At 40.0% G+C, this 19,817-nt stretch carries 15 protein-coding genes; 5 read left to right on the top strand and 10 right to left on the bottom strand.

From position 1 onward, the window contains the following. Positions 1-25 precede the first annotated feature (25 nt). Positions 26-946 carry an ABC transporter substrate-binding protein gene (locus HMPREF1505_RS04830; protein WP_036923320.1) on the bottom strand — a complete coding sequence of 307 codons (921 nt, stop codon included), beginning with the start codon at positions 944-946 and terminating at the stop codon, positions 26-28. Positions 947-1,009: 63 nt separating this feature from the next. Here HMPREF1505_RS04830 and radA point away from each other — a divergent pair, with 63 nt between their 5' ends. Continuing rightward, complete coding sequence (gene radA, locus HMPREF1505_RS04825) at positions 1,010-2,410, top strand: DNA repair protein RadA (RefSeq protein WP_036923318.1); 1,401 nt, start codon at positions 1,010-1,012, stop codon at positions 2,408-2,410. A 429-nt stretch (positions 2,411-2,839) separates the two neighbouring features. Here the strand turns inward: radA and ribH are convergent, their stop codons facing one another. Together ribH and HMPREF1505_RS04815 are read right to left on the bottom strand one after the other, a co-directional pair. Beyond that, complete coding sequence (ribH, locus tag HMPREF1505_RS04820) at positions 2,840-3,316, bottom strand: 6,7-dimethyl-8-ribityllumazine synthase (protein WP_036923314.1); 477 nt, start codon at positions 3,314-3,316, stop codon at positions 2,840-2,842. Positions 3,317-3,322: 6 nt separating this feature from the next. Next, positions 3,323-3,997, bottom strand: coding sequence for a tol-pal system YbgF family protein (locus tag HMPREF1505_RS04815; RefSeq protein WP_036923311.1), 675 nt, complete (start codon positions 3,995-3,997; stop codon positions 3,323-3,325). 299 nt (positions 3,998-4,296) lie between these two features. On the opposite strand from HMPREF1505_RS04815, the gene HMPREF1505_RS04810 reads away from it, so the two are divergent. Further along, positions 4,297-5,403 (top strand): DNA replication/repair protein RecF, encoded by a 1,107-nt coding sequence (locus HMPREF1505_RS04810; protein WP_036923309.1) that lies wholly within the window; start codon positions 4,297-4,299, stop codon positions 5,401-5,403. A gap of 3 nt (positions 5,404-5,406) precedes the next feature. Continuing rightward, on the top strand, positions 5,407-5,697 hold the full coding sequence (locus HMPREF1505_RS04805; RefSeq protein ID WP_013265258.1) for a DciA family protein: 291 nt from the start codon (positions 5,407-5,409) through the stop codon (positions 5,695-5,697). Between the two features lie 527 nt (positions 5,698-6,224). Here the strand turns inward: HMPREF1505_RS04805 and dapA are convergent. The 4 genes from dapA to HMPREF1505_RS04785 form a co-directional block, all read right to left on the bottom strand. Then, entirely contained in the window at positions 6,225-7,109 is an 885-nt protein-coding gene (gene dapA, locus HMPREF1505_RS04800) for a 4-hydroxy-tetrahydrodipicolinate synthase (protein ID WP_036923306.1), read from the bottom strand. A 171-nt stretch (positions 7,110-7,280) separates the two neighbouring features. Next, entirely contained in the window at positions 7,281-8,207 is a 927-nt protein-coding gene (locus HMPREF1505_RS04795; RefSeq protein WP_036923303.1) for an EamA family transporter, read from the bottom strand. A gap of 10 nt (positions 8,208-8,217) precedes the next feature. Beyond that, positions 8,218-8,979 carry a tRNA pseudouridine(38-40) synthase TruA gene (gene truA / locus HMPREF1505_RS04790; RefSeq protein ID WP_036923300.1) on the bottom strand — a complete coding sequence of 254 codons (762 nt, stop codon included), beginning with the start codon at positions 8,977-8,979 and terminating at the stop codon, positions 8,218-8,220. Between the two features lie 24 nt (positions 8,980-9,003). Then, the gene (locus HMPREF1505_RS04785) at positions 9,004-10,548 is read right to left on the bottom strand and encodes a ComEC/Rec2 family competence protein (protein ID WP_036923376.1); all 1,545 of its coding nucleotides are present in this window, start codon (positions 10,546-10,548) and stop codon (positions 9,004-9,006) included. A 111-nt stretch (positions 10,549-10,659) separates the two neighbouring features. Between HMPREF1505_RS04785 and HMPREF1505_RS04780 the strand changes: the two genes are divergently transcribed. Beyond that, entirely contained in the window at positions 10,660-11,499 is an 840-nt protein-coding gene (locus HMPREF1505_RS04780) for an EFR1 family ferrodoxin (protein WP_036923298.1), read from the top strand. A gap of 12 nt (positions 11,500-11,511) precedes the next feature. Then, complete coding sequence (locus HMPREF1505_RS04775) at positions 11,512-13,326, top strand: M6 family metalloprotease domain-containing protein (protein ID WP_036923295.1); 1,815 nt, start codon at positions 11,512-11,514, stop codon at positions 13,324-13,326. A gap of 660 nt (positions 13,327-13,986) precedes the next feature. Here the strand turns inward: HMPREF1505_RS04775 and HMPREF1505_RS04770 are convergent. From HMPREF1505_RS04770 to pheT, 3 genes are all read right to left on the bottom strand, one after another. Next, the gene (locus HMPREF1505_RS04770; protein ID WP_036923292.1) at positions 13,987-15,651 is read right to left on the bottom strand and encodes an AMP-binding protein; all 1,665 of its coding nucleotides are present in this window, start codon (positions 15,649-15,651) and stop codon (positions 13,987-13,989) included. Positions 15,652-16,338: 687 nt separating this feature from the next. Then, entirely contained in the window at positions 16,339-17,070 is a 732-nt protein-coding gene (locus HMPREF1505_RS04765) for a YebC/PmpR family DNA-binding transcriptional regulator (RefSeq protein ID WP_004359579.1), read from the bottom strand. A gap of 12 nt (positions 17,071-17,082) precedes the next feature. Further along, the gene (gene pheT / locus HMPREF1505_RS04760) at positions 17,083-19,551 is read right to left on the bottom strand and encodes a phenylalanine--tRNA ligase subunit beta (protein ID WP_036923289.1); all 2,469 of its coding nucleotides are present in this window, start codon (positions 19,549-19,551) and stop codon (positions 17,083-17,085) included. Positions 19,552-19,817 lie beyond the last annotated feature (266 nt).

The raw sequence follows: 19,817 nt of genomic DNA, 5'->3' as shown, positions 1-19,817 counted from the left end.
CCTTTATATGATTACTATTCAGTTCTTACTTACTAACCTTACCACTGCTAAGAAAGTTGCGTGCCATGAGCAAGTCTGCCTTACGTGGTGGTCCAATCTTCGTATATTTGATATCAGGTAATGCACGTACAACAGATTCATCAACTTTCATATACTTCTGAATCAAGGCAGAATAATACTTCACACCATTCTTATTGATTTGCTCTACAGCCTTATCATAAGCCGCTGCAAAGGCTGCTTCTTCATCTTGACGACGCACTTTATCCATTATAGCCACCACACCAAGGTGTACACCAGCATCTTCCGAATTAAAAAGGGAATTATTATCTGCTGATAAAGCCTTTGTTATCTGTGGTTCAGCAAACCAGTAAGCATCAATCTCATGGTTCTGTAACATGGCAAGTCTCACCAGTACATCATTAACCTGTACACGAAAGACTTGATACTTAGGCTTTGCCTTCTTCACCGCCATATCAGTCAGAAGGTCAGTTCCAGAGAAACGAGTCATAGCAACAATCTTATCACTTAGGTCAGAGAGTTGCTTCAACTTCGAATCCTTGTCAGCAATCAGTTGCCAATTAAGATTCGTATCTGTCAGATAGTGCATCAGCACCTTGTTTCTATGTTTCAGTCTTTCTGTACGGACGAGATCACTAAAAGCTGCTTGTACACTTCCCCCAATCATAGCCGTATCACAATCCATCTGTGCATTAAACCTACAAAGTCTAATGTCAACCTTCGCTGTATCGTATAACAAGCTATCCTTCAATAGATATGCCGGAAGGCAATCCATCGTAGGCATCACAGCTATTTTATAAGCTTTCTGATAAGCTTCACGCTCAGCCAACTTCTGTGCCTGACGTTCAGCCTGCAGCTCCTTGTCGCTCTTACCGCAGCTGACAAAGGTAAGCACAGCCAGTATGAGCAGGTAATTAATACGTTTCATATAGTTGCAAAATTAAGAATAAATTTTGTAACTAAGAAAAATCTTATTACTTTTGTCTTACTTATGGCAAAGGACAAGATAGCTTTCGTCTGCAGTAATTGTGGACAAGAAAGTCCAAAATGGATTGGTAAATGCCCCAACTGTGGGCAGTGGAACACATTCAAGGAGTTCCGTATCGCTGCTGATACGGGTTCACAAGCCGCACGCAATGCCGCAACAACATTGCGTAATGCGGCTTCTGGCGGCTCTGTTTCGGCTTTAGCAAATAAGCCACAGCGTCTCCGTGACATTTCATCTCATGATGACCCACGCATAGACATGCACGATGGTGAACTTAACCGTGTGTTAGGTGGCGGCTTAGTACCGGGTAGTATCGTACTACTTGGTGGCGAACCCGGTATTGGTAAGAGTACGCTGACACTGCAGACAATACTCCACATGACACAACGTGTACTCTATGTCAGCGGTGAGGAAAGTCCTCATCAGATAAAGATGCGTGCCGAACGTATTTCCAAAGATATTGCAGAAAACATCATTATCTTGTCGGAAACATCCTTAGAACATATCTTTGAGCATATTCGTGACGTACAGCCAGAGCTTGTTGTGATAGACTCTATCCAGACTATCTCAACAGAAGACGTTGACAGTAGTCCCGGAAGCATTACTCAAGTGCGCGAATGTGCATCAGCCCTTCTACGCTTTGCAAAGACAAGTGGCGTTCCTGTGATTCTCATTGGACATATCAATAAAGAGGGAAGCATTGCTGGACCAAAGATATTAGAGCATATTGTTGACACCGTAATTCAGTTTGAAGGCGACCAACATTATATGTATCGAATCCTCCGAAGCATTAAAAACCGCTTTGGTTCTACTTCAGAACTCGGTATTTACGAGATGGAACAGCAGGGACTTCGTGAGGTTAGCAACCCTTCCGAACTTCTACTTACCGAAGATCATGAGGGATTATCGGGCGTTGCTATCTCAAGTACTATTGAAGGCGCACGTCCTTTCCTCGTTGAGACACAGGCACTTGTATCATCAGCTGCCTATGGAACTCCACAGCGTTCAGCCACAGGTTTCGACCAAAGACGCCTTAACATGCTCCTCGCTGTCTTAGAGAAGCGTGTCGGTTTTAAGCTGATGCAGAAGGATGTCTTCCTGAACATTGCAGGTGGTTTACGTGTGACAGACATGGCGATGGACCTCAGTGTCATTGCTGCCGTACTTTCATCGAATGTTGACACACCAATAGAACAAGGCTGGTGTATGTGTGGTGAGGTCGGATTGAGTGGCGAAGTACGTCCTATCAGCCGTATTGAGCAGCGCATTGCAGAAGCTGAGAAATTAGGTTTTAGCCATATCATTATTCCAAAGTATAACCTTTCAGGACTTACAGGTAAGTACAATATACAACTTCACCCCGTAAGAAAGGTTGAAGAAGCACTCAGAGCATTATTTGGCTAAAACGAAAATGAATACTTTGAGACGAACTCTCACAACACACAACATCTCGATTTTGTAATAAAAATTCAGTACCCAATATTCTTAGTGGTGCTTAATTGGACTTGAATTAAGGCTTAATTGGCTTTCAAAAGACGCCCTTTTGAGGTCTAACTAACGCCCTTTTGAAGTCCAATTAAGCACCTTTTCGAATAGACACTTATAACTCCTTTATAACTAAAGAGTTACAAAGACGCTCAAAATGACGTTATCTCATAGTTTATTTGAGTAAAAAACAAGGGGATGATGTAAAGATAATTCAGCATGCAATAAACGCAAATTAAGGGCTATTTAAAGAATAAAACCATCCGAACAGATACAAACAAAAAAGGCAGTAGCTAATGGGATAAACCATTGCTACTGCCTTTAATATTTTCTTTTAATACTACTGCTTTAGAACTTAGCCATCTTGATAGCATCTATCGCACACTCATCACCCTTGTTTCCAAGTCTGCCACCACTGCGATCCTTAGCCTGTTGGAGGTCATTGGTTGTCAGAAGACCATAGATAACAGGAATATTTTGTGATGCGTTGAGATGAGCTATTCCGTATGTCACACCCTCACAGATATAGTCAAAATGAGGTGTTTCACCGCGGATAACACTTCCAAGAATAATAACAGCATCGAAACCGTCATTCTTAGTCATCATCTGTGCACCATAAATGAGTTCAAAGCTACCAGGAACTGTCTTAATATGAATATTCTCTGGAATAGCACCATGCTTCTCGAGTGTCTTTACAGCACCATCAAGCAAAGCACCAGTAATCTCCGGATTCCACTCAGCTACAACGATACCAAAGCACATGTTACTTGCATCTGGTACACTCTGCGTATCGTAGTCGGATAAATGATGAAGTTCTGTTGCCATGTTTGCTTAGTTAGAAGCACGCTCAATATACTTGTCAATATCCTGATAGATAGGAGAGTTGACGTAAGTCTTCTTGATATCCTTGTAAATCTCAAGTGCTTCAGCCTTCTTACCTTCGCTCTCGAGGAGGATACCAGCCTTGCGCAATGCTAATGGAGCAATAGTGAGATTGGTGTTATCAGCAGCCTCAGAGTTAGCCATCTTTGCAGCTTTCTTGAAGCACTCAACAGCCTTATCATTCTGGTTGTTGTTAGCATAGATATCACCAAGTGCCATCTGAGAAGCTGGACTAATCATCTCATCGTCGCTTGTGCTAAACTTCTCTGCGTTCTCCAATGCCTTTGCCCAGTTTGGCTTAGCCTGATGTGCATAGCAAAGTGCAACATAAAGGTTTGCAAGGTTGCCAGCATCAGTGCTGCTATAGTCACTCTGAACCTTCTGGAAACCAGCGAGAGCCTGGTCATACTGCTGACTGTTGAAGAGTGTCTGACTCTTAGCCAACTCAGTACTTGCCTCTGCCTCACGTGGAGCAGAAATGTAGTTTTTGTAAAGGATAAAGCCAGCTACAACCACTACGATAGCAACGATAGCGATAATGAAAGGCTTCTTGTACTTCAAGAACGTAGCCTCTGATTTGTTAAGGGTATCTTCGTATGTACCCTGTTCTTTGTTGTTTACCATTTTTACGTTATGATGTTTTTATTTTATTCTAAACTGTAAGGTGCGCATTATAGCGGGACAAAATTAATCAAAAAGTCGCATATATTGAAATTTATCAACGACTTTTTTCTTTTATTGAACGGAAATGAGTTAACTTTGCAGAGAATGGAAAGGAATAACATAGCGTTTAAAGGTTAATCGGATTAACTCTACTTTTTATTCTCTTAACAGAGGAGGATCTGTTTCTTTACAGTTCTTTTAGTCATAAGGAGTATTCATTCACATTCATCTCCTTAACATTCAAGCAATAAAATAAGACAATGCAATTAGAGAAACTATCCATTATAAACTATAAGAATATTCAGGCGGCAACATTAAACTTGTCGGCTAAGCTTAACTGTTTTATTGGGCATAATGGTGAGGGAAAGACTAATCTGCTTGATGCAGTCTATTATCTTTCGTTCTGTAAGAGTGCTTTTAATCCAAAGGATTCGGAAGTGATGCGCCATGATTCAGACTACTTTATACTGGAAGGTGATTACTGTATGGATGCTGGTGAGCATGAACAGGTGTACTGCGGTATGAAGCGTGGCTCAAAGAAGCATTTTAAACGCAATAAGAAAGAATATAAACGACTGTCACAGCATATCGGACTGGTGCCATTGATTTTTGTTTCTCCAGCTGATGCAACCCTCATTGAAGGAGGAAGTGAGGAGCGAAGAAAGCTGATGGACGTGGTTATCTCGCAATACGACACACCTTATATAGAATCACTCAGCCGATATAATAAGGCTTTACAACAGCGTAATAGCTTGCTGAAGCAAGAGGAGGAACCAGATGCTACACTTCTGGAACTACTTGAGATGCAGATGGCAGAGCATGGTGAAGCAGTATATAAGAAACGGGCTGCCTTCGTAGAGGAGCTAACCCCTGTTTTCCAACGTATCTATCAGACTATCTGCAGTGAGCGAGAACAGGTATCACTCGAATATGTTTCGCATTGTCAACGTGGCGACTTATTAGACGTTATTCAGTGTGATCGAGCAAAAGACCGTATTATGGGCTATTCACTTCATGGCACGCATAAGGATGACTTAGTGATGAAACTTGGTGGCTATCCTATGAAACGAGAAGGAAGTCAGGGACAAAATAAGACATACGTATTAGCGCTGAAGCTTGCACAGTTTGATTTTCTCAGACGCACAGCAGGTAATAACACACCATTATTATTGCTTGATGACATCTTTGATAAGCTCGATAGTAGTCGAGTAGAACAGATAGTACGCTTGGTTTCTGGTGATGATTTCGGACAGATTTTCATCACAGATACTAACCGTGATCACTTAGATAAAATTCTACAAGGCAGTGGCTTCAATTACAAGCTGTTCTCTGTAGAAGGTGGAGAAATAAACGAAAGAGAAGGATAAGATATGTTTAGACGGAAAGTACAACCATTAGATGACCTGCTCAATCAGTTCTTACGCCAAGAAGGACTTGAGTCTCCCCTACTACAGAAACGTATTATTGCTGCATGGGACACTGTGGCTGGTGAGACTGTTGCTCGATACACACAAGAGAAGTTTATCAAAAATCAAACTCTATTCGTAAAGATTATAAATCCAGCTTTACGTGCCAACCTCTGCATGATGCAATCAGACTTAGTCAAGAAACTTAATGCTGCAGTTGGTTCTATGGTTATTTCCGAAGTGAAAATCTACTAAATTATCCTTTCTATCATAGGATACAACAACCTTATATAGTCAAAGAAGTAATGGGGTAATTACTTGTTATCATTCCTTTCTCTTTACAACTGTTTTCATTATTTGTAATTGATACAAATCAAGAAACAACAAAGTGAAGGAAATTTATGCGTAAATTATTTGGTGTGTGCGCAAACAATGCTTACCTTTGCATCGTCAAAAGACAAATAATAGATTGTTTAGGTTAGTAGTAATAGATTTAGGTTTTTAGTTATTTAGTTTAAGGTAGAACAAAAGAGATTGTTCAAATAACACAAATAGGTTTTTAGTTAAGGTAATAAAAAGGATTGATTAAGGGTAACAATGATGCAAGATGATTGGGGATTGCCGTGAGGCATGAACCAAAAATCAAGCATAAAACAGACATTTCACACAAGAAATAAGAAAGAGCATGGTAGAGTTTCTATCGTGCTCTTTACTTTTATAACCAATATAAAAGGGCAGTCACCTGCCCTTTTGTTATACTACGATTCTGATACTTATTATTGTTAGATTCTCATTCCTTTGAGAATCTCATTCATCTTCTGCTTTGTCTCAATACGTGTTGGAACCAGAGGAAGACGCAATACATTCTCTATCATACCCATATCATTCAAGAGCGCCTTACAACCTGCAGGATTACCATCCACGAAGAGAAGTTTGTAAAGCTCAGTAAACTGATGATGTATCTTGCGTGCAGGCTCATACTCGCCCTTAAATTCCAAACGAATCATACGTGAAAATTCCTTAGGCAGGGCATTACCAATAACTGAGATAACACCTACAGCACCACTTGCTATCATTGGGAAGGTCAATGCATCGTCACCACTGATAACCTCAAAATGCTTTGGTTTGTTCTTTATAATCTCATCTACTTGCTCCAAGTTACCTGATGCCTCTTTGATAGCAACGACATTGGTAAACTCTGAAGCGATGCGAACTGTTGTCTCTGCAGTCATATTGACACCAACGCGACCAGGCACATTGTACAAAACTATCGGCAGTGGGCTTGCCTTTGCAATAGCCTTAAAATGCTGATAAAGTCCCTCCTGACTTGGTTTATTATAATAAGGACAGATACTAAGAATACCATCAATACCACTCCAATCAGTCGTTTTGATTTCTTCTACAACAGCAGCAGTATTGTTTCCACCACAATACTTTAGGATTGGCACACGACCATTAACGACTCGTTTAATGACAGCAGTCAGTTGATCCTTTTCTTCACGTGAAAGACAAGGAGACTCACCAGTAGTAGCAAGAATGCAGAAGAAGTCAGCACCGTTATCTAAATGGTAGTTAACCAAGTTTTCAAGTGCGTCATAATCAATACTGAAATCTTCCTTAAATGGAGTTATCAATGCTATACCTAATCCATGAAAAACATTCTGCATAGTAATTATCGTCTTTTAAGAGACTCACGGTATAAACTCCTTGGGGAGTTAATGTGCAGTCCTATTCATATTAAACGCTGAAGGGCGTCTACCAATATCGTTGCAAATATAGCAAATATTTATCAATAACCAAAGACTTTTATCCTTTATCTTAAAGAGTAAGTCATCATCTTAACGTGAGCCAATCCATAGGAATATCATTCCGAGGAGAACAAAACATAAGTCGATTGCCTTTGCTTTTAAGTTCTTTTCTCTAAACAGTAATGCACCACATAAGAACGATACGAGGACGGAACCACGGCGTACCATTGACACAATGGAAATCATCGCACCTGGTAATGAGAGTGCATAAAAGTAGGCAAAGTCTGCCATTGATAGGAATATAGATATGAGCAGGATAGACCACTTCCATGAGAAATGGGCTGTACGCTCTGCTTTCTTTCTCTGATTGAAGATATAGACAAGGAGAACTACACCCATCATGATACATTGATAGATATTATACCAGCTTTGTGCCATCATGCGGTCGAGCCCCACCCCGCCATTCTCAGGGCTTGCCATCAGGTATTTATCAAGCAGTCCACTGCATGTTCCCATCATAGCTGCCAATACCAAGAAGAAGATCCACTTATTATGCTTGAAGTCTATGCCCTCCCTTTTACCGCTCCTTGCCAATAGAAACAGGGAAATAATAGCCAGACTGACACCAACCCATTGCCAAGCATTTAATCGTTCGCCAAAGACAAGCATAGCACCGACAAGTGTCATCACTGGGCGTGTAGCGTTAATTGGACCAACTATCGTCAAGGGCAATTGAGCAATCGCAAAATAACCGAATACCCAAGAAAGGAGTACAATAATGCTCTTTAGTATGATCCATCGATGCATCTCCCATCCACCAGCTCCGACATGAAAGATACTGGAATCGAGTACATGGGTATATTGTGACAATAATATCAATGGCAGAAAGATTGCCGAACAAAAGAGTGTATTGAGGAAGAGTACAGGTATGACGTCATTCCCACGAAGAGAAAACTTCTTCGATGTATCATAAAGTCCCAACAATGTTGCTGAAACAAAAGCTAAAAGAATCCACATAAGCTATATCCTAATACTTTACTTCCCAAAGGAAGAGGGCGTTGCCAGGCATACTCTCACCAGCATCGCTTCTTGTTCCTCCGTCTACAATCTTCTTAAATTCATCTAATGAAAGACGTCCTCGTCCCACTTCGACTAAAGTTCCAACAACTGCACGCACCATATTGCGTAAGAATCGGTTAGCAGTTATTACAAAACACCAATTCGTAACAGTATTATCTGTAGTCAAAGCTAACTCATCATTGGTTGGTATCCATCGTGCCTCTGTCAGATTACAGATAGTAGTCTTTACATCCGCACCCGCTTTACAGAAACATTTAAAGTCCTTCTCGCCTATTAAATAGGCTGCAGCCTCATTCATCTTATCAAAGTCTAATGAGTAATGAAGCGCACACGAATACTGTCGTGAGAAGGGTTGTTTGCCCGTATGGACATAATAATGATAAGTACGTGAGGTCGCTGAGAAACGTGCGTGAAGTTCTTCACTAACAGGTTCAATCCTACTTACAGAGACATCACGTGGTAATAAACGATTTACTTTATAAACTAATTGTGCACTGTCAAACGACAATTCCGTGTCAAAGTGTGCAACCATCATTCTGCCATGTACACCAGCATCGGTACGTCCTGCACCTGTAATAGCAATCGATTCTCTTAGTATTGTAGACAAAGCGTGTTCCAATACTTCTTGTACAGAAATCCCATTGGGTTGAATCTGCCAGCCATGATAGGCTGTTCCATCGTATGAAAGGGTGATAAAATATCGTTGCATAACTATCTGCAAAGGTACAAATAATTACTTAAACTCTATCTTCCCTGCTAAAAAACTCCATAAAATCCAAATAGCCATCAGCATGAAATAATATATAAAAAGCTCGAAAATGGTTACATGAACATCCTCTATACTTACGCAAGGTAGGCTTGCAAGCCAATGAAGTGAGGTGTTCAACCCTTCTGTAACAACACAGATACACTTCCCAATAAACGATGACAAAGAAGGGAATGGACTAAGAAGTAACAAACAGAATGACGCGGATACGATTAGCATTGTGCATGGTACAGCTATAAGACTACTAACAGCAAAGATTGTGGAAACCCTTCCGAAATAGAAAGCTATCAAAGGTGCTGTTCCTAATTGTGCAGCCAATGACACTGCAATCATCCCCCATAACCACCTGATAACTAATAAATTCTTCTTCTGCTGTAAAGGGATTAACGCATAGATGAGTGGATAGAACAATAAAATTGACCATACAGAGATAAAGGATAGCTGAAAACCTATATCGAAAAGACTATTAGGATTGCTAACAAGCATTATAATAGCGGTTAGTGCCAAAGTATTAACTGACAACCGTTCTCTATTCAAGAGGGTTACAAAAGAGTAGATAGTTAGCATCACAGCAGAGCGAACAACAGACGAAGACATCCCTACCAAGACGACATAACTCCATAGAATAAACAGAATAAGAAGTTCACTTATTCCCCTTTTAAAGACCCTGGGCATAACACGTTCACACCAACTCAGAATAAACAAAAGCAAACTATACAAGATAGTTAGATGTAAACCTGACAAAGCTAAGACATGACTTGCACCAGTTATAGAGTAATCTTCTTTAATATCTCTACTAATCAAATGTTTATCTCCAAGCGTCATTGCAGACACAACAGCTAAATGAGTACTATCAAGATTACTTTCTAATACTCTCATTAACTTCTCTCTATAGAGTGCAGCAGACAAAGATGTACGTTGAAGAAAACTCATCTGACGAAGACTCACTTTGGTTTTCTGCCATTGATTATAAAATATAAAGGTTTCTGCAGAATAGCCATGTAACTTCAACCAGCGGGCATAATCAAAGGTAGCATCCGCAAAGTTCATTGGTTCTTCAAGGTAAGCTGCAGCTTCTATTCCGTCTCCAAGGTGTAGTGTTCGATAACGATTTGTTATCGTATCACGAAGTATTGAAGCCTTAACCTTCATCGGTTCGCCTGCAGTCATAACCATTAAGTCTGTTTGTATGACTTTACCATGAACGACAGGATTACTAAGAAGAACTGCCTTAAAGGTTATTTGCTTATTGGGAAGCTGTTTCTTTGCAGCTTGCCGGCTCATTGAAACAAAAGTTCCACCAACAAGGAAGACCGTAAAGAGCAATAATAGACTCTGAAGATACTTCTTCCTCCACACCACAAAGGTAATGCCAATCATACTGATCGTCATCAACCACCAAAACATAGAGGATATATCTTCTTCTAAAGCATCACCAACAGCAATACCCAACACAAAAGGTAAGAGTAACTTTACTGAGGGATACATCAGTAAGTCCATTTTCTTCTTCACAGCATTAATGTTTTCATGTACTTCTTGCAAATGTAAGAAAAAGAACTGAAAAACAACAATATTGCACTTGCTTATCTTGCAAGATTTACAAAATATCAGTAACTTTGCCACATGATATTCTACTTTTCTGGTACAGGTAATAGCAAATGGGCTGCAAAGACATTGGCTTTAGAAACTGGTGATACACTTGTTTCAATCCCAGAAGTAATCAATAGCGACTGTTCTTTTACATTGGAAAAGGATGAACACGTAGGTTTCATCTTTCCTATACATGGTTGGAGAGTTCCGAATATTGTAAAAGAGTTTCTAACTAAATTAACAATAAAGACTCTGGGAGAAGACACTTCCCACGTTAAACATTATTGTTTCTGCTTGGTTACAGCTGGAGATTCTATCGGTAAAGCTATGGAACGCTTTCAGCAGCAATTAAAGAGTGTAACAGTGAATGACGCACTGTCACTTAAGGCGGTATGTTCTTTAATTATGCCAGAGTCATATGTTGGCTTGCCAGGTATGGATGTAGATACGAAAGAAAAAGAATTAGAAAAGAAGGAACTTGCTTCAAAGCAGTTAAAAGAATTCTCTAACATTCTTAAACAGCGCCCTCATAAGGATAGCAATCAGATTTGGGGTTGGAACCAACTAATAAGGGGTCCTATTCCTTCTTTCTTCTCTGGTCCTGTAGGAGGCTTCTTTGAACGCTTCCTCATCACAGATAAGCCCTTTCATGTAGACAATCGTCGATGCGTGAAGTGTGGTATTTGTGCTAATGTTTGTCCTGTTAGTGACATTAAAGGTGGCTTAGGCTATGAACCTGAATGGCTACACAATGGCAAATGCCTCACCTGCTTCTCGTGTTATCATCACTGTCCACACCATGCAATTGAGTTTGGTAAACGTACACAGAAGAAGGGACAATATTTCTATAACAAATTAAGTAAAAGAAACTAAACAGCGAATATAATGAAAACATTAAAACAACTATCGCTCATAGTATGCCTGATGCTTTGTTCCCTTACCACTTGGGCAGCAAAAGCAGAATCAATCCCTGTACAAGTAAGACAGACTGATGGTTCTGTTATCACTGTCATCTTGCGTGGTGACGAACATATCAACTGGTACACAACCCTTGACGGTGTACTGCTTGTACAAGGTACGGATAACAACTACTATATCGGCAAAGTAGAGAAAAGTGGCAACCTTATTGCTACCCAACAGCTTGCACACGAAGCATTAACTCGCTCACAAGCAGAGCGTAACCTGATTGCTAAGCAAGATAAGGAAAAGTTCTTTGCTTACGTTAATAAGGTTGCTGAAGAATCTGAAAACGCATATAATAACTCTCCTCTTACACGAGGACCAATCGTAGATACTGGCTACGGTGGTGTTCCTTATTTCCCTCACACAGGTAGTCCTAAGGCTCTTGTTATTCTTGCAGAGTTCCAAGACACAACTTTTACTATCCAAGATACAAAGAAGGTGTTCACAAACTATCTGATGAATGAGGGTCATTTCTCAGATACTCGTTATGGTCAGAATCAGAACTACAAAGGTGTTCGTGGTTATTTCAAAGATTGTAGTTATGGACAGTTTACACCTGTCTTTGACGTTGTAGGTCCTATCAAATTACCCAAGAAACATGCTATCTATGGTGCAGGTAATGATAGAATGGACTTATTACTTGCTGATGCTTGTGCTGCTGTGGATGATTTGGTAGACTTTGCAAAATACGATGCGAACAACGATGGTATCGTCGATTTGGTTTATATAATCTATGCAGGACATTCTGCCAATTACCATGATAATAAAGTTTCAAACATATGGCCAAAGTCTGGTACTGTTACTATCTCAGATACATTTGATGGTAAAAGTATCCGACGCTATGGAGTCAGCAATGAACTTAATGGAAGTGACAAGACATCTAAGAATAACAAGAAAATTAATGGTATAGGCTTATTCTGTCATGAGTTTTCTCATACACTTGGACTCCCAGATATTTATGCATATAGAACTCCTGCAGAAGATCAAGACGATCAAGGTATGGAATATTGGGACATCATGGATGGTGGAACAGGTGTTCGTGGTGGACGTGTACCAGCATCTTATCTTGCATGGGAACGTGAAGTTATGGGTTGGATGAAGATTGATGAACTTAAAAACGATAGCACCATTAACAACCTAAAGAGTATCGACAATGGTGGAAAGGCATACAAGATTGTCAATCCCAATAACTCTAATGAGTATATCGTATTGCAGAGTATGCAGAAAGGTGCTTGGAACCAAGGCTGGGGAGATGGAACCTATGGTAAAGGCTTACTTGCCTATCGCGTTTCATATCCGTTTAACAAAGTAAATGTCTTTGATTATCCTAATAATGAAAAGGGTAAACCACGTGTCATCCCTATCCCTGCTGATGGTAAAATTTTAGCTGGTAAGAATGCTACCTCATATTTAGAATATGTTAATCAACATAATGGCGACCTTTACCCTTACAATAGAATAGATTATATAAGTGGCTTTAAAATGTTTGATGGTTCAATATTAGCAAAATCCATCATAAATATTAAAGAGAATGACGGAGGCAATTCAAACAACAACTATGTAAGCTTTGAATTCAAAAATCGTCTTGTTCCTACTGGCATTCAGTCACTTTCAATCATTGAAAGAAGCACTTCTGACAATCGTATCTATACCCTTGACGGCAGATACGTAGGCACTGATGCCTCTATCCTACCTCATGGTATCTACATTCAGAACAACAAGAAGTTTGTAAAGTAACACAGACTATTGAACATACAAAAGCTGCCTCTTTATGGGAACGAACCATTCAGAGGTGGCTTTCTTTATCTTTCAAAATAGCATAGACACTTATCAGTTGATAGATAGGAAGCAAACAAAATATCAGGACATACCGTTTCAAAGTTACTCTCCTCTATTACTTCCCAAATTTATCACGGTTTCTTTCGAGCAATGTAGACATAAAGTCTACTAAAGTTAGAGATGGATTATCATACTAAAATACAAGAATAAGTTTTATTTTAGTTTGCTGTCACTTTTAACATTTCGTGTATCTACACTATTAATCAATAAGTTAAGTGACGGAGACAGATGACAGAAATGACAGGAAAATTGGTTTTCAAAAAATCACCCTACCATGTGTACACCAAAAGATGCACAAAGATTACCCACGTGAGGTAGCTTTTATTCTTCCATACATTGGAAGAATAAAAGCTACCCCAAACATAATAAGGGTTCTATTCAGCATCTATAAATTTGATTAATAGCCGCCCCTTACCTTATTATATTATCTAACAATAACTCTCATGATAAGTTCTCTCAAACGTGTTAATACTCAGCACATCATGTGCGAATACGCATCATGAATAGTGCTGAGCGCAAACACATTACAAAGAGAGCGTTAGGGAGGGCTGTATTATCTTACTTCTCTTGATAGAGATAACGCTTAATACTCTTCTTCGGAGTCTTCGCAAACTCTTCATCACGCAACTCTATAGCCGAGAGATGGCAGAAAGATGGCAACATATTGTTCAGTTCCAGACGGTTCTGCTCCATAATCTCTTGCAAATCTGATTGCGAGAAGCCCATCTCTTTTGCCTCATCAAAATCAGGATAGACCAAGCCAACAATCTTGTCACCACGCTGAACAACAATACATTCACTCACCATAGACATAGAGTTTAGCTTGTCTTCAATTTCCTCTGGATAGACATTCTGACCGTTAGAGCCTAAAAGCATATTCTTTATACGTCCGCGAAGAAAGAGATGACCATCAGTACTCATCGTTCCAAGGTCGCCCGTATGATACCAACCGTCCTTATCAAGAACTTCTTTAGTAGCCTCCTCATTCTTGTAATAACCAAGCATCACGTTCTCTCCTCTGGTAATAACCTCACCAGGAACATTTGCAGGATCAGGACTGACAATCTTCACTTCCATGTTCAAGACAGGTGTACCACAAGAGCCTGGAACAAAGTCTTTGTAATCACTATAAGTTACCATCGGACCACATTCCGTTGCTCCATAACCACTGGTCACAGGGAAATTAATACTTACCAAGAAGTCTTCTATCTCCTTGTTAAGAGCAGCTCCGCCGGTGACAAGTTCATACGCATTGCCACCAAAGGCTTCCATAACAATCGCACTGATTCTTTCCTTCACCTTCTTGCTAACAACAGGCATCTTCAGCAGCATACGAGTTGCTGTACTTTGTACCTTTGGAAAGACATTCTTACGAATAATCTTCTCAACAACCATTGGTACTGCAATAATAATAGCAGGACGAATATCAGTACAAGCCTGAGCAATCAAAGAAGGACTCGGCAGTCGTGTGAGGAAATATAGATGACTACCAAAGCTAAACTGGCAGATAAACTCACAAATCATTCCATACATGTGAGCCATTGGCAACATACAAAGAACTTTACTGTCTGGCTTGATATGTGGCTTAATATCGGCTATAGCCCAAGCGAGATTACTACGCACAGAACGATAACTGAGCATCACACCCTTTGAAAAACCAGTCGTTCCGCTGGTATAATTAATCAGTGCAAGGTCGTCAGCCTCGTCTTTGAAATAATTTACATCCTCCGCACGGAAGAACTTTGGATACTTCTTTCCAAAGAGCGCATTCAAGTTTTCACGAGCATTTGTCAGTGACTCTGAACGAGAAAGAATCAATGAGAAGTCTGGTAGATATATTATACCTTCCAACTGAGGCATCTGTTCTCCATCGATAGTTGTTGCCACAACATCACCAACAAAGAGAAGTTTTGCTTCCGAGTGATTAACAATATTGTAAATCTGTTCTGGCTTAAACTCATGCTGAACAGGTACTGCTACAGCTCCATAAGAAAGCGTTGCGAAGAAAGCAACTGCCCATGACGAGGAATTTCTACCACAAAGAGCAACCTTATCACCCTTCTTCAAACCGCTATTCTCAAAAAGAATATGTAATTTCTCTATTTTACGGGCTACATCATGGTATTGAAGTGTAGCACCAAGATAATCAGTCAGAGCATCTTTATCCCAGTTATCCTTGATACTCTTTTCTATACACGCGTTGAAACTTTTAATAGAATCCATTGCACAAAAATATGATTTGCGTGCAAAGTTAAATAAAATCCTGCACATTCACAAAAACTTTGTGCAAGAAAAATATGCCAAGTAAACAAAAAGAGGAGAAATATTACTTTTTTATCTTCGAAAAAAAGAATTCAAAGTTGAATTAAGTTTTTCATCTTTCTGTACTTATTTTCTTATTAAAAAAGCGTACTAAACAATTGAAATATATTTACATAATAGGCTACAAATCACCTATAAAAGTCATATATTAGCGCTATTTCTTGTACCTTTGCAACTTACACGATATCAATAGGTTACAAAGTAACTTTATAAAAGATGCTTAGTTAGACTTCAAAAGGGCGTTAGTTGGACCTCAAAAGAGCACCTTTTGCAAGTCAATTAGGCGTCTTTTAGAAGCCAAAAGAGCATGTTTAAAAAACAAGATTATGAAAAATTACAACAAAACCGACTTTAATTATCTTTCTATAGGATAACAATCGGAGTAGAAACACCAACAAACAAGAAACAAAAAGAAACTATATCAAAAATGTAGAAACACATGATTTGTGTATCTGCCAGTAGCACTTTATTGGGAAATATAAATTTTATTTCCCTATAAAAACTCTGACTACATTTTTGATATAATCTCTTTCTATACTCTTAAAACCAATTACACCTTATCATATATAGGTGTATTAGAGGCGATGATTAGTCCTCAGCTGGCTTCATGTTAGTATAAACATTCTGCACGTCGTCGAAGTCTTCCAAACGCTCAACCATCTTATCGATAGTCTCACGCTCTTCAGGTGTTACGTCCTTCAAGTCGTTAGGAATACGAGTGAACTCAGCAGAAGTAATCTCAAAGCCATTGTCCTCCAAGTGTTTCTGAATCTCACCGAAGCTTGTTGGCTCACCATAGATTGTGATTTCGTTCTCTTCCTCATCCTCATCGAATTCGTCCTCAACGCCATAGTCAATCAAATCGAGAATCAACTCTTCCATATCCAAGCCGTCCTTCTTCTTAAAGGTGAAGACTGCCTTATGGTCAAAAAGAAAGCTGAGAGAACCCTGTGTACCAAGATTACCATTAAACTTGTTGAAGATTGAACGAACATCACCTACAGTACGTGTGGTATTGTCGGTCAATGTCTCAACGAACACAGCAATTCCGTGAGGACCATAACCCTCGTATGTTACCTCCTTGTAGTCGCTGGTGTCTTTACCCATTGCGTTCTTAATAGCGCGCTGGATATTGTCCTTCGGCATGTTCTCACGCTTACATGTTGCTATAATCGCACGAAGGCGTGGGTTGTTCTCAGGCTCAGGACCACCTGCCTTAACAGCAATAGCGATTTCTTTACCTAACTTTGTGAACGTACGGGCCATGTGACCCCATCTCTTGAGCTTACTTGCTTTGCGATATTCAAATGCTCTACCCATTGGATTTGTTTGTTAACGGAGTTCTGCTCCGAGTTTATTTGTTAAATTCTTAATTAATTTCTGCATGATGGCATCAATTGCCTTGTCGTTGAGTGTCTTACTTTCGTCCTGAAGAATGAAGTTTACTGCATAGCTCTTCTTACCCTCAGGAAGGTTCTTACCCTGATAAACATCGAAAAGTTCGACACGCTTCAAGAGTTTCTTGTCTGCCTGACGAGCGATCTCCTCAATCTGTGCAAACTCGACATTGTTGTCGACTAACAAGGCAAGATCACGGCTTACAGCAGGATACTTAGATATCTCCTGGAACTGAAGTTTGTTCTTGCGGATGGCCTTCATCAATCCAGCCCAATCCAACTCTGCATAATAAACCTTCTGATCAATATTGAAACTCTTCAAAAGCTTGTGGCTAAGAATACCCATCTCTACGAGTACCTTACCGGCACGTGTCTTCAGTACTATCGCCTTATCAAAGACGTTGTTATCAGACTTTTCGCTAACGAGCAAGCCTTGTGCAATACCGATACGACGAAGAATATTCTCTACGTATGCCTTTAGTTCATAGAATGTACTTTCCTCATCAGGATGTGCCCATGAACCTTGTACACGCTTACCTGTCACCCACAATGCCATGTGATAATCCTGACTATAAGCCTTAACAGGACTTTCCTCTGACCACTTTTCCTTATTGAACTTGTAGACATTACCTACTTCAAAGAAGCGGAGATTCTGTGCCTTACGGTTTACATTACGTACTATGCTCTCCAAACCACCAAAGAGAAGGGTCTGACGCATCACACCCAAGTCTGCTGAAAGTGGATTCATCACCTTTACTGTCTCATCCCAAGGATAAGCATTAAGGCCTGTCACCTCATAGTAAGAACTCTTTGTGAGCGAGTTGTTCATAATCTCTGAGAAGCCAGCACCTACTAACTGCTCACCAATGATGTTCTCACGGTGATAGTTCTTGTCAGCCTCTTCAGCAATTGTCAATGAAGATTTCAACTCTGTAGGAATCTCTACATTATTATATCCATAGATACGAAGGATGTCTTCAACAACATCACAAGGACGCTGTACATCAACACGATAAGGAGGAACGAGGAGATTGAGTCCCTCTGCATCTTCCTTCTCAACCTTCATTTCAAGGCTTTCAGCAATACGCTTAATCGTCTCATTACCGAGTTTCTTGCCAATAAGACGGTCGCAATACTCGTAGTTCAGACGAACTGGGAAGCCCTCCATCTTAGTTGGATACTCGTCACGAATCTCCATACTTACCTTACCACCTGCAAGTTCCTTACAAAGGATTGCAGCCTGTTTTAGCGCATAGATGACACCATTTGGATCAATACCACGCTCAAAACGGAAGCTGGCATCAGTTGAAAGACCATGACGACGAGCACTCTTACGAATCCATGTTGGATGGAAGTAAGCACTCTCCAATACTACATTTTTTGTCGTTTCGTAAGTTCCACTACCCTTTCCACCGAAGACACCAGCAATACACATAGGGTCTTCCTCATTGCAAATTGCGAGGTCGTGCTCACCAAGTATATGCTCTTCACCATCCAAAGTAACGAACTTCTTTCCCTCGTTTTTATCCTTAACGATGATATGATGACCCTTAACCATGTCTGCATCAAAACAGTGCATAGGCTGACCGTAAGCCATCATGATATAGTTAGTGATATCAACAATATTATTGATTGGACGCAAACCAATAATATTCAGTTTGTCTTTCAACCATTGTGGACTTTCCTTTACCTCACAATCAGTAATGCTCAGACAAGCATAACGACGGCAAGCATCAGTGTTCTCAATTGTCACATCAATAGGAAGGTCATGATTGTCTACCTTAAATGCATCACAAGATGGGCGATGCAACGAAGTCTCATAACCATTCTGTGTCAACCATGCATAGAGGTCGCGAGCTACACCATAATGACTTAACGCATCTGCACGGTTAGCAGTGATGTCTATATCAATCAGCCAATCACTGTCTAATTGGTAATACTCTGATGCTGGCTGACCTACTGGTGCATCCTCTGGCAACACAATGATACCATCATGAGCAGTACCAACACCAATCTCATCCTCGGCACAAATCATACCAAGACTTTCTACACCACGCAGCTTACTCCTCTTGATAGTAAACTCATTGTCGCCATCATAGAGTACACAACCTAAGTCAGCAACGATTACCTTCTGTCCTGCTGCAACATTCGGTGCGCCACATACAATCTGCTGTGGTTCTCCCTTGCCAAGGTCAACGGTTGTTACGTGAAGGTGATCAGAGTTTGGATGTGCCTCGCAAGTAAGCACTTTACCAACATATAAACCCTTTAATCCACCACGTATCGTTTCAACCTCGTCAAGTGAACCTACCTCCAAACCTATGGAAGTGAGCGCAACTGCAATCTCTTCTGGACTAAGATTGAAATCAACGTATTCCTTTAGCCATTTGTATGAAATCTTCATTATATAGTTATATTGTTTGTTCTGAAAATACATGCAAATTTACGAAAAAACTCAGATATAGCAAAAGGATAAAAGAAAAAAGCCGTTGCATATAGAGAAAGTCTCTCTTTCTATAATCGTACCAAAGAAAAAGTAGACTATTTTTTACGCACATAAAGCTGTCTTTCAAAGTCGTTATCTCATAGCTTTAATCCATGAAAACACCAGTTTTATAGTATATAAGACATACATTTAAGTTATAGGAACAGGGTTGTAATACTTGCAGA

The organism is Prevotella sp. ICM33, assembly GCF_000517825.1.
In the GTDB taxonomy this organism is placed as follows: domain Bacteria; phylum Bacteroidota; class Bacteroidia; order Bacteroidales; family Bacteroidaceae; genus Prevotella; species Prevotella melaninogenica.
Note: the sequence above shows the minus strand (reverse complement) of the source record. Positions and strands in the feature narration are given on the sequence as shown.

What these genes read in the sequence shown, in the direction of transcription:
- HMPREF1505_RS04795 (WP_036923303.1), bottom strand. Translation starts at nt 8,207, where the DNA reads ATGTGGATTCTTTTAGCTTTTGTTTCAGCAACATTGTTGGGACTTTAT.
- truA (WP_036923300.1), bottom strand. Translation starts at nt 8,979, where the DNA reads ATGCAACGATATTTTATCACCCTTTCATACGATGGAACAGCCTATCAT.
- pheT (WP_036923289.1), bottom strand. Translation starts at nt 19,551, where the DNA reads ATGAAGATTTCATACAAATGGCTAAAGGAATACGTTGATTTCAATCTT.
- HMPREF1505_RS04830 (WP_036923320.1), bottom strand. Translation starts at nt 946, where the DNA reads ATGAAACGTATTAATTACCTGCTCATACTGGCTGTGCTTACCTTTGTC.
- HMPREF1505_RS04780 (WP_036923298.1), top strand. Translation starts at nt 10,660, where the DNA reads ATGATATTCTACTTTTCTGGTACAGGTAATAGCAAATGGGCTGCAAAG.
- HMPREF1505_RS04815 (WP_036923311.1), bottom strand. Translation starts at nt 3,997, where the DNA reads ATGGTAAACAACAAAGAACAGGGTACATACGAAGATACCCTTAACAAA.
- HMPREF1505_RS04805 (WP_013265258.1), top strand. Translation starts at nt 5,407, where the DNA reads ATGTTTAGACGGAAAGTACAACCATTAGATGACCTGCTCAATCAGTTC.
- HMPREF1505_RS04765 (WP_004359579.1), bottom strand. Translation starts at nt 17,070, where the DNA reads ATGGGTAGAGCATTTGAATATCGCAAAGCAAGTAAGCTCAAGAGATGG.
- HMPREF1505_RS04770 (WP_036923292.1), bottom strand. Translation starts at nt 15,651, where the DNA reads ATGGATTCTATTAAAAGTTTCAACGCGTGTATAGAAAAGAGTATCAAG.
- HMPREF1505_RS04810 (WP_036923309.1), top strand. Translation starts at nt 4,297, where the DNA reads ATGCAATTAGAGAAACTATCCATTATAAACTATAAGAATATTCAGGCG.
- ribH (WP_036923314.1), bottom strand. Translation starts at nt 3,316, where the DNA reads ATGGCAACAGAACTTCATCATTTATCCGACTACGATACGCAGAGTGTA.
- radA (WP_036923318.1), top strand. Translation starts at nt 1,010, where the DNA reads ATGGCAAAGGACAAGATAGCTTTCGTCTGCAGTAATTGTGGACAAGAA.
- dapA (WP_036923306.1), bottom strand. Translation starts at nt 7,109, where the DNA reads ATGCAGAATGTTTTTCATGGATTAGGTATAGCATTGATAACTCCATTT.
- HMPREF1505_RS04775 (WP_036923295.1), top strand. Translation starts at nt 11,512, where the DNA reads ATGAAAACATTAAAACAACTATCGCTCATAGTATGCCTGATGCTTTGT.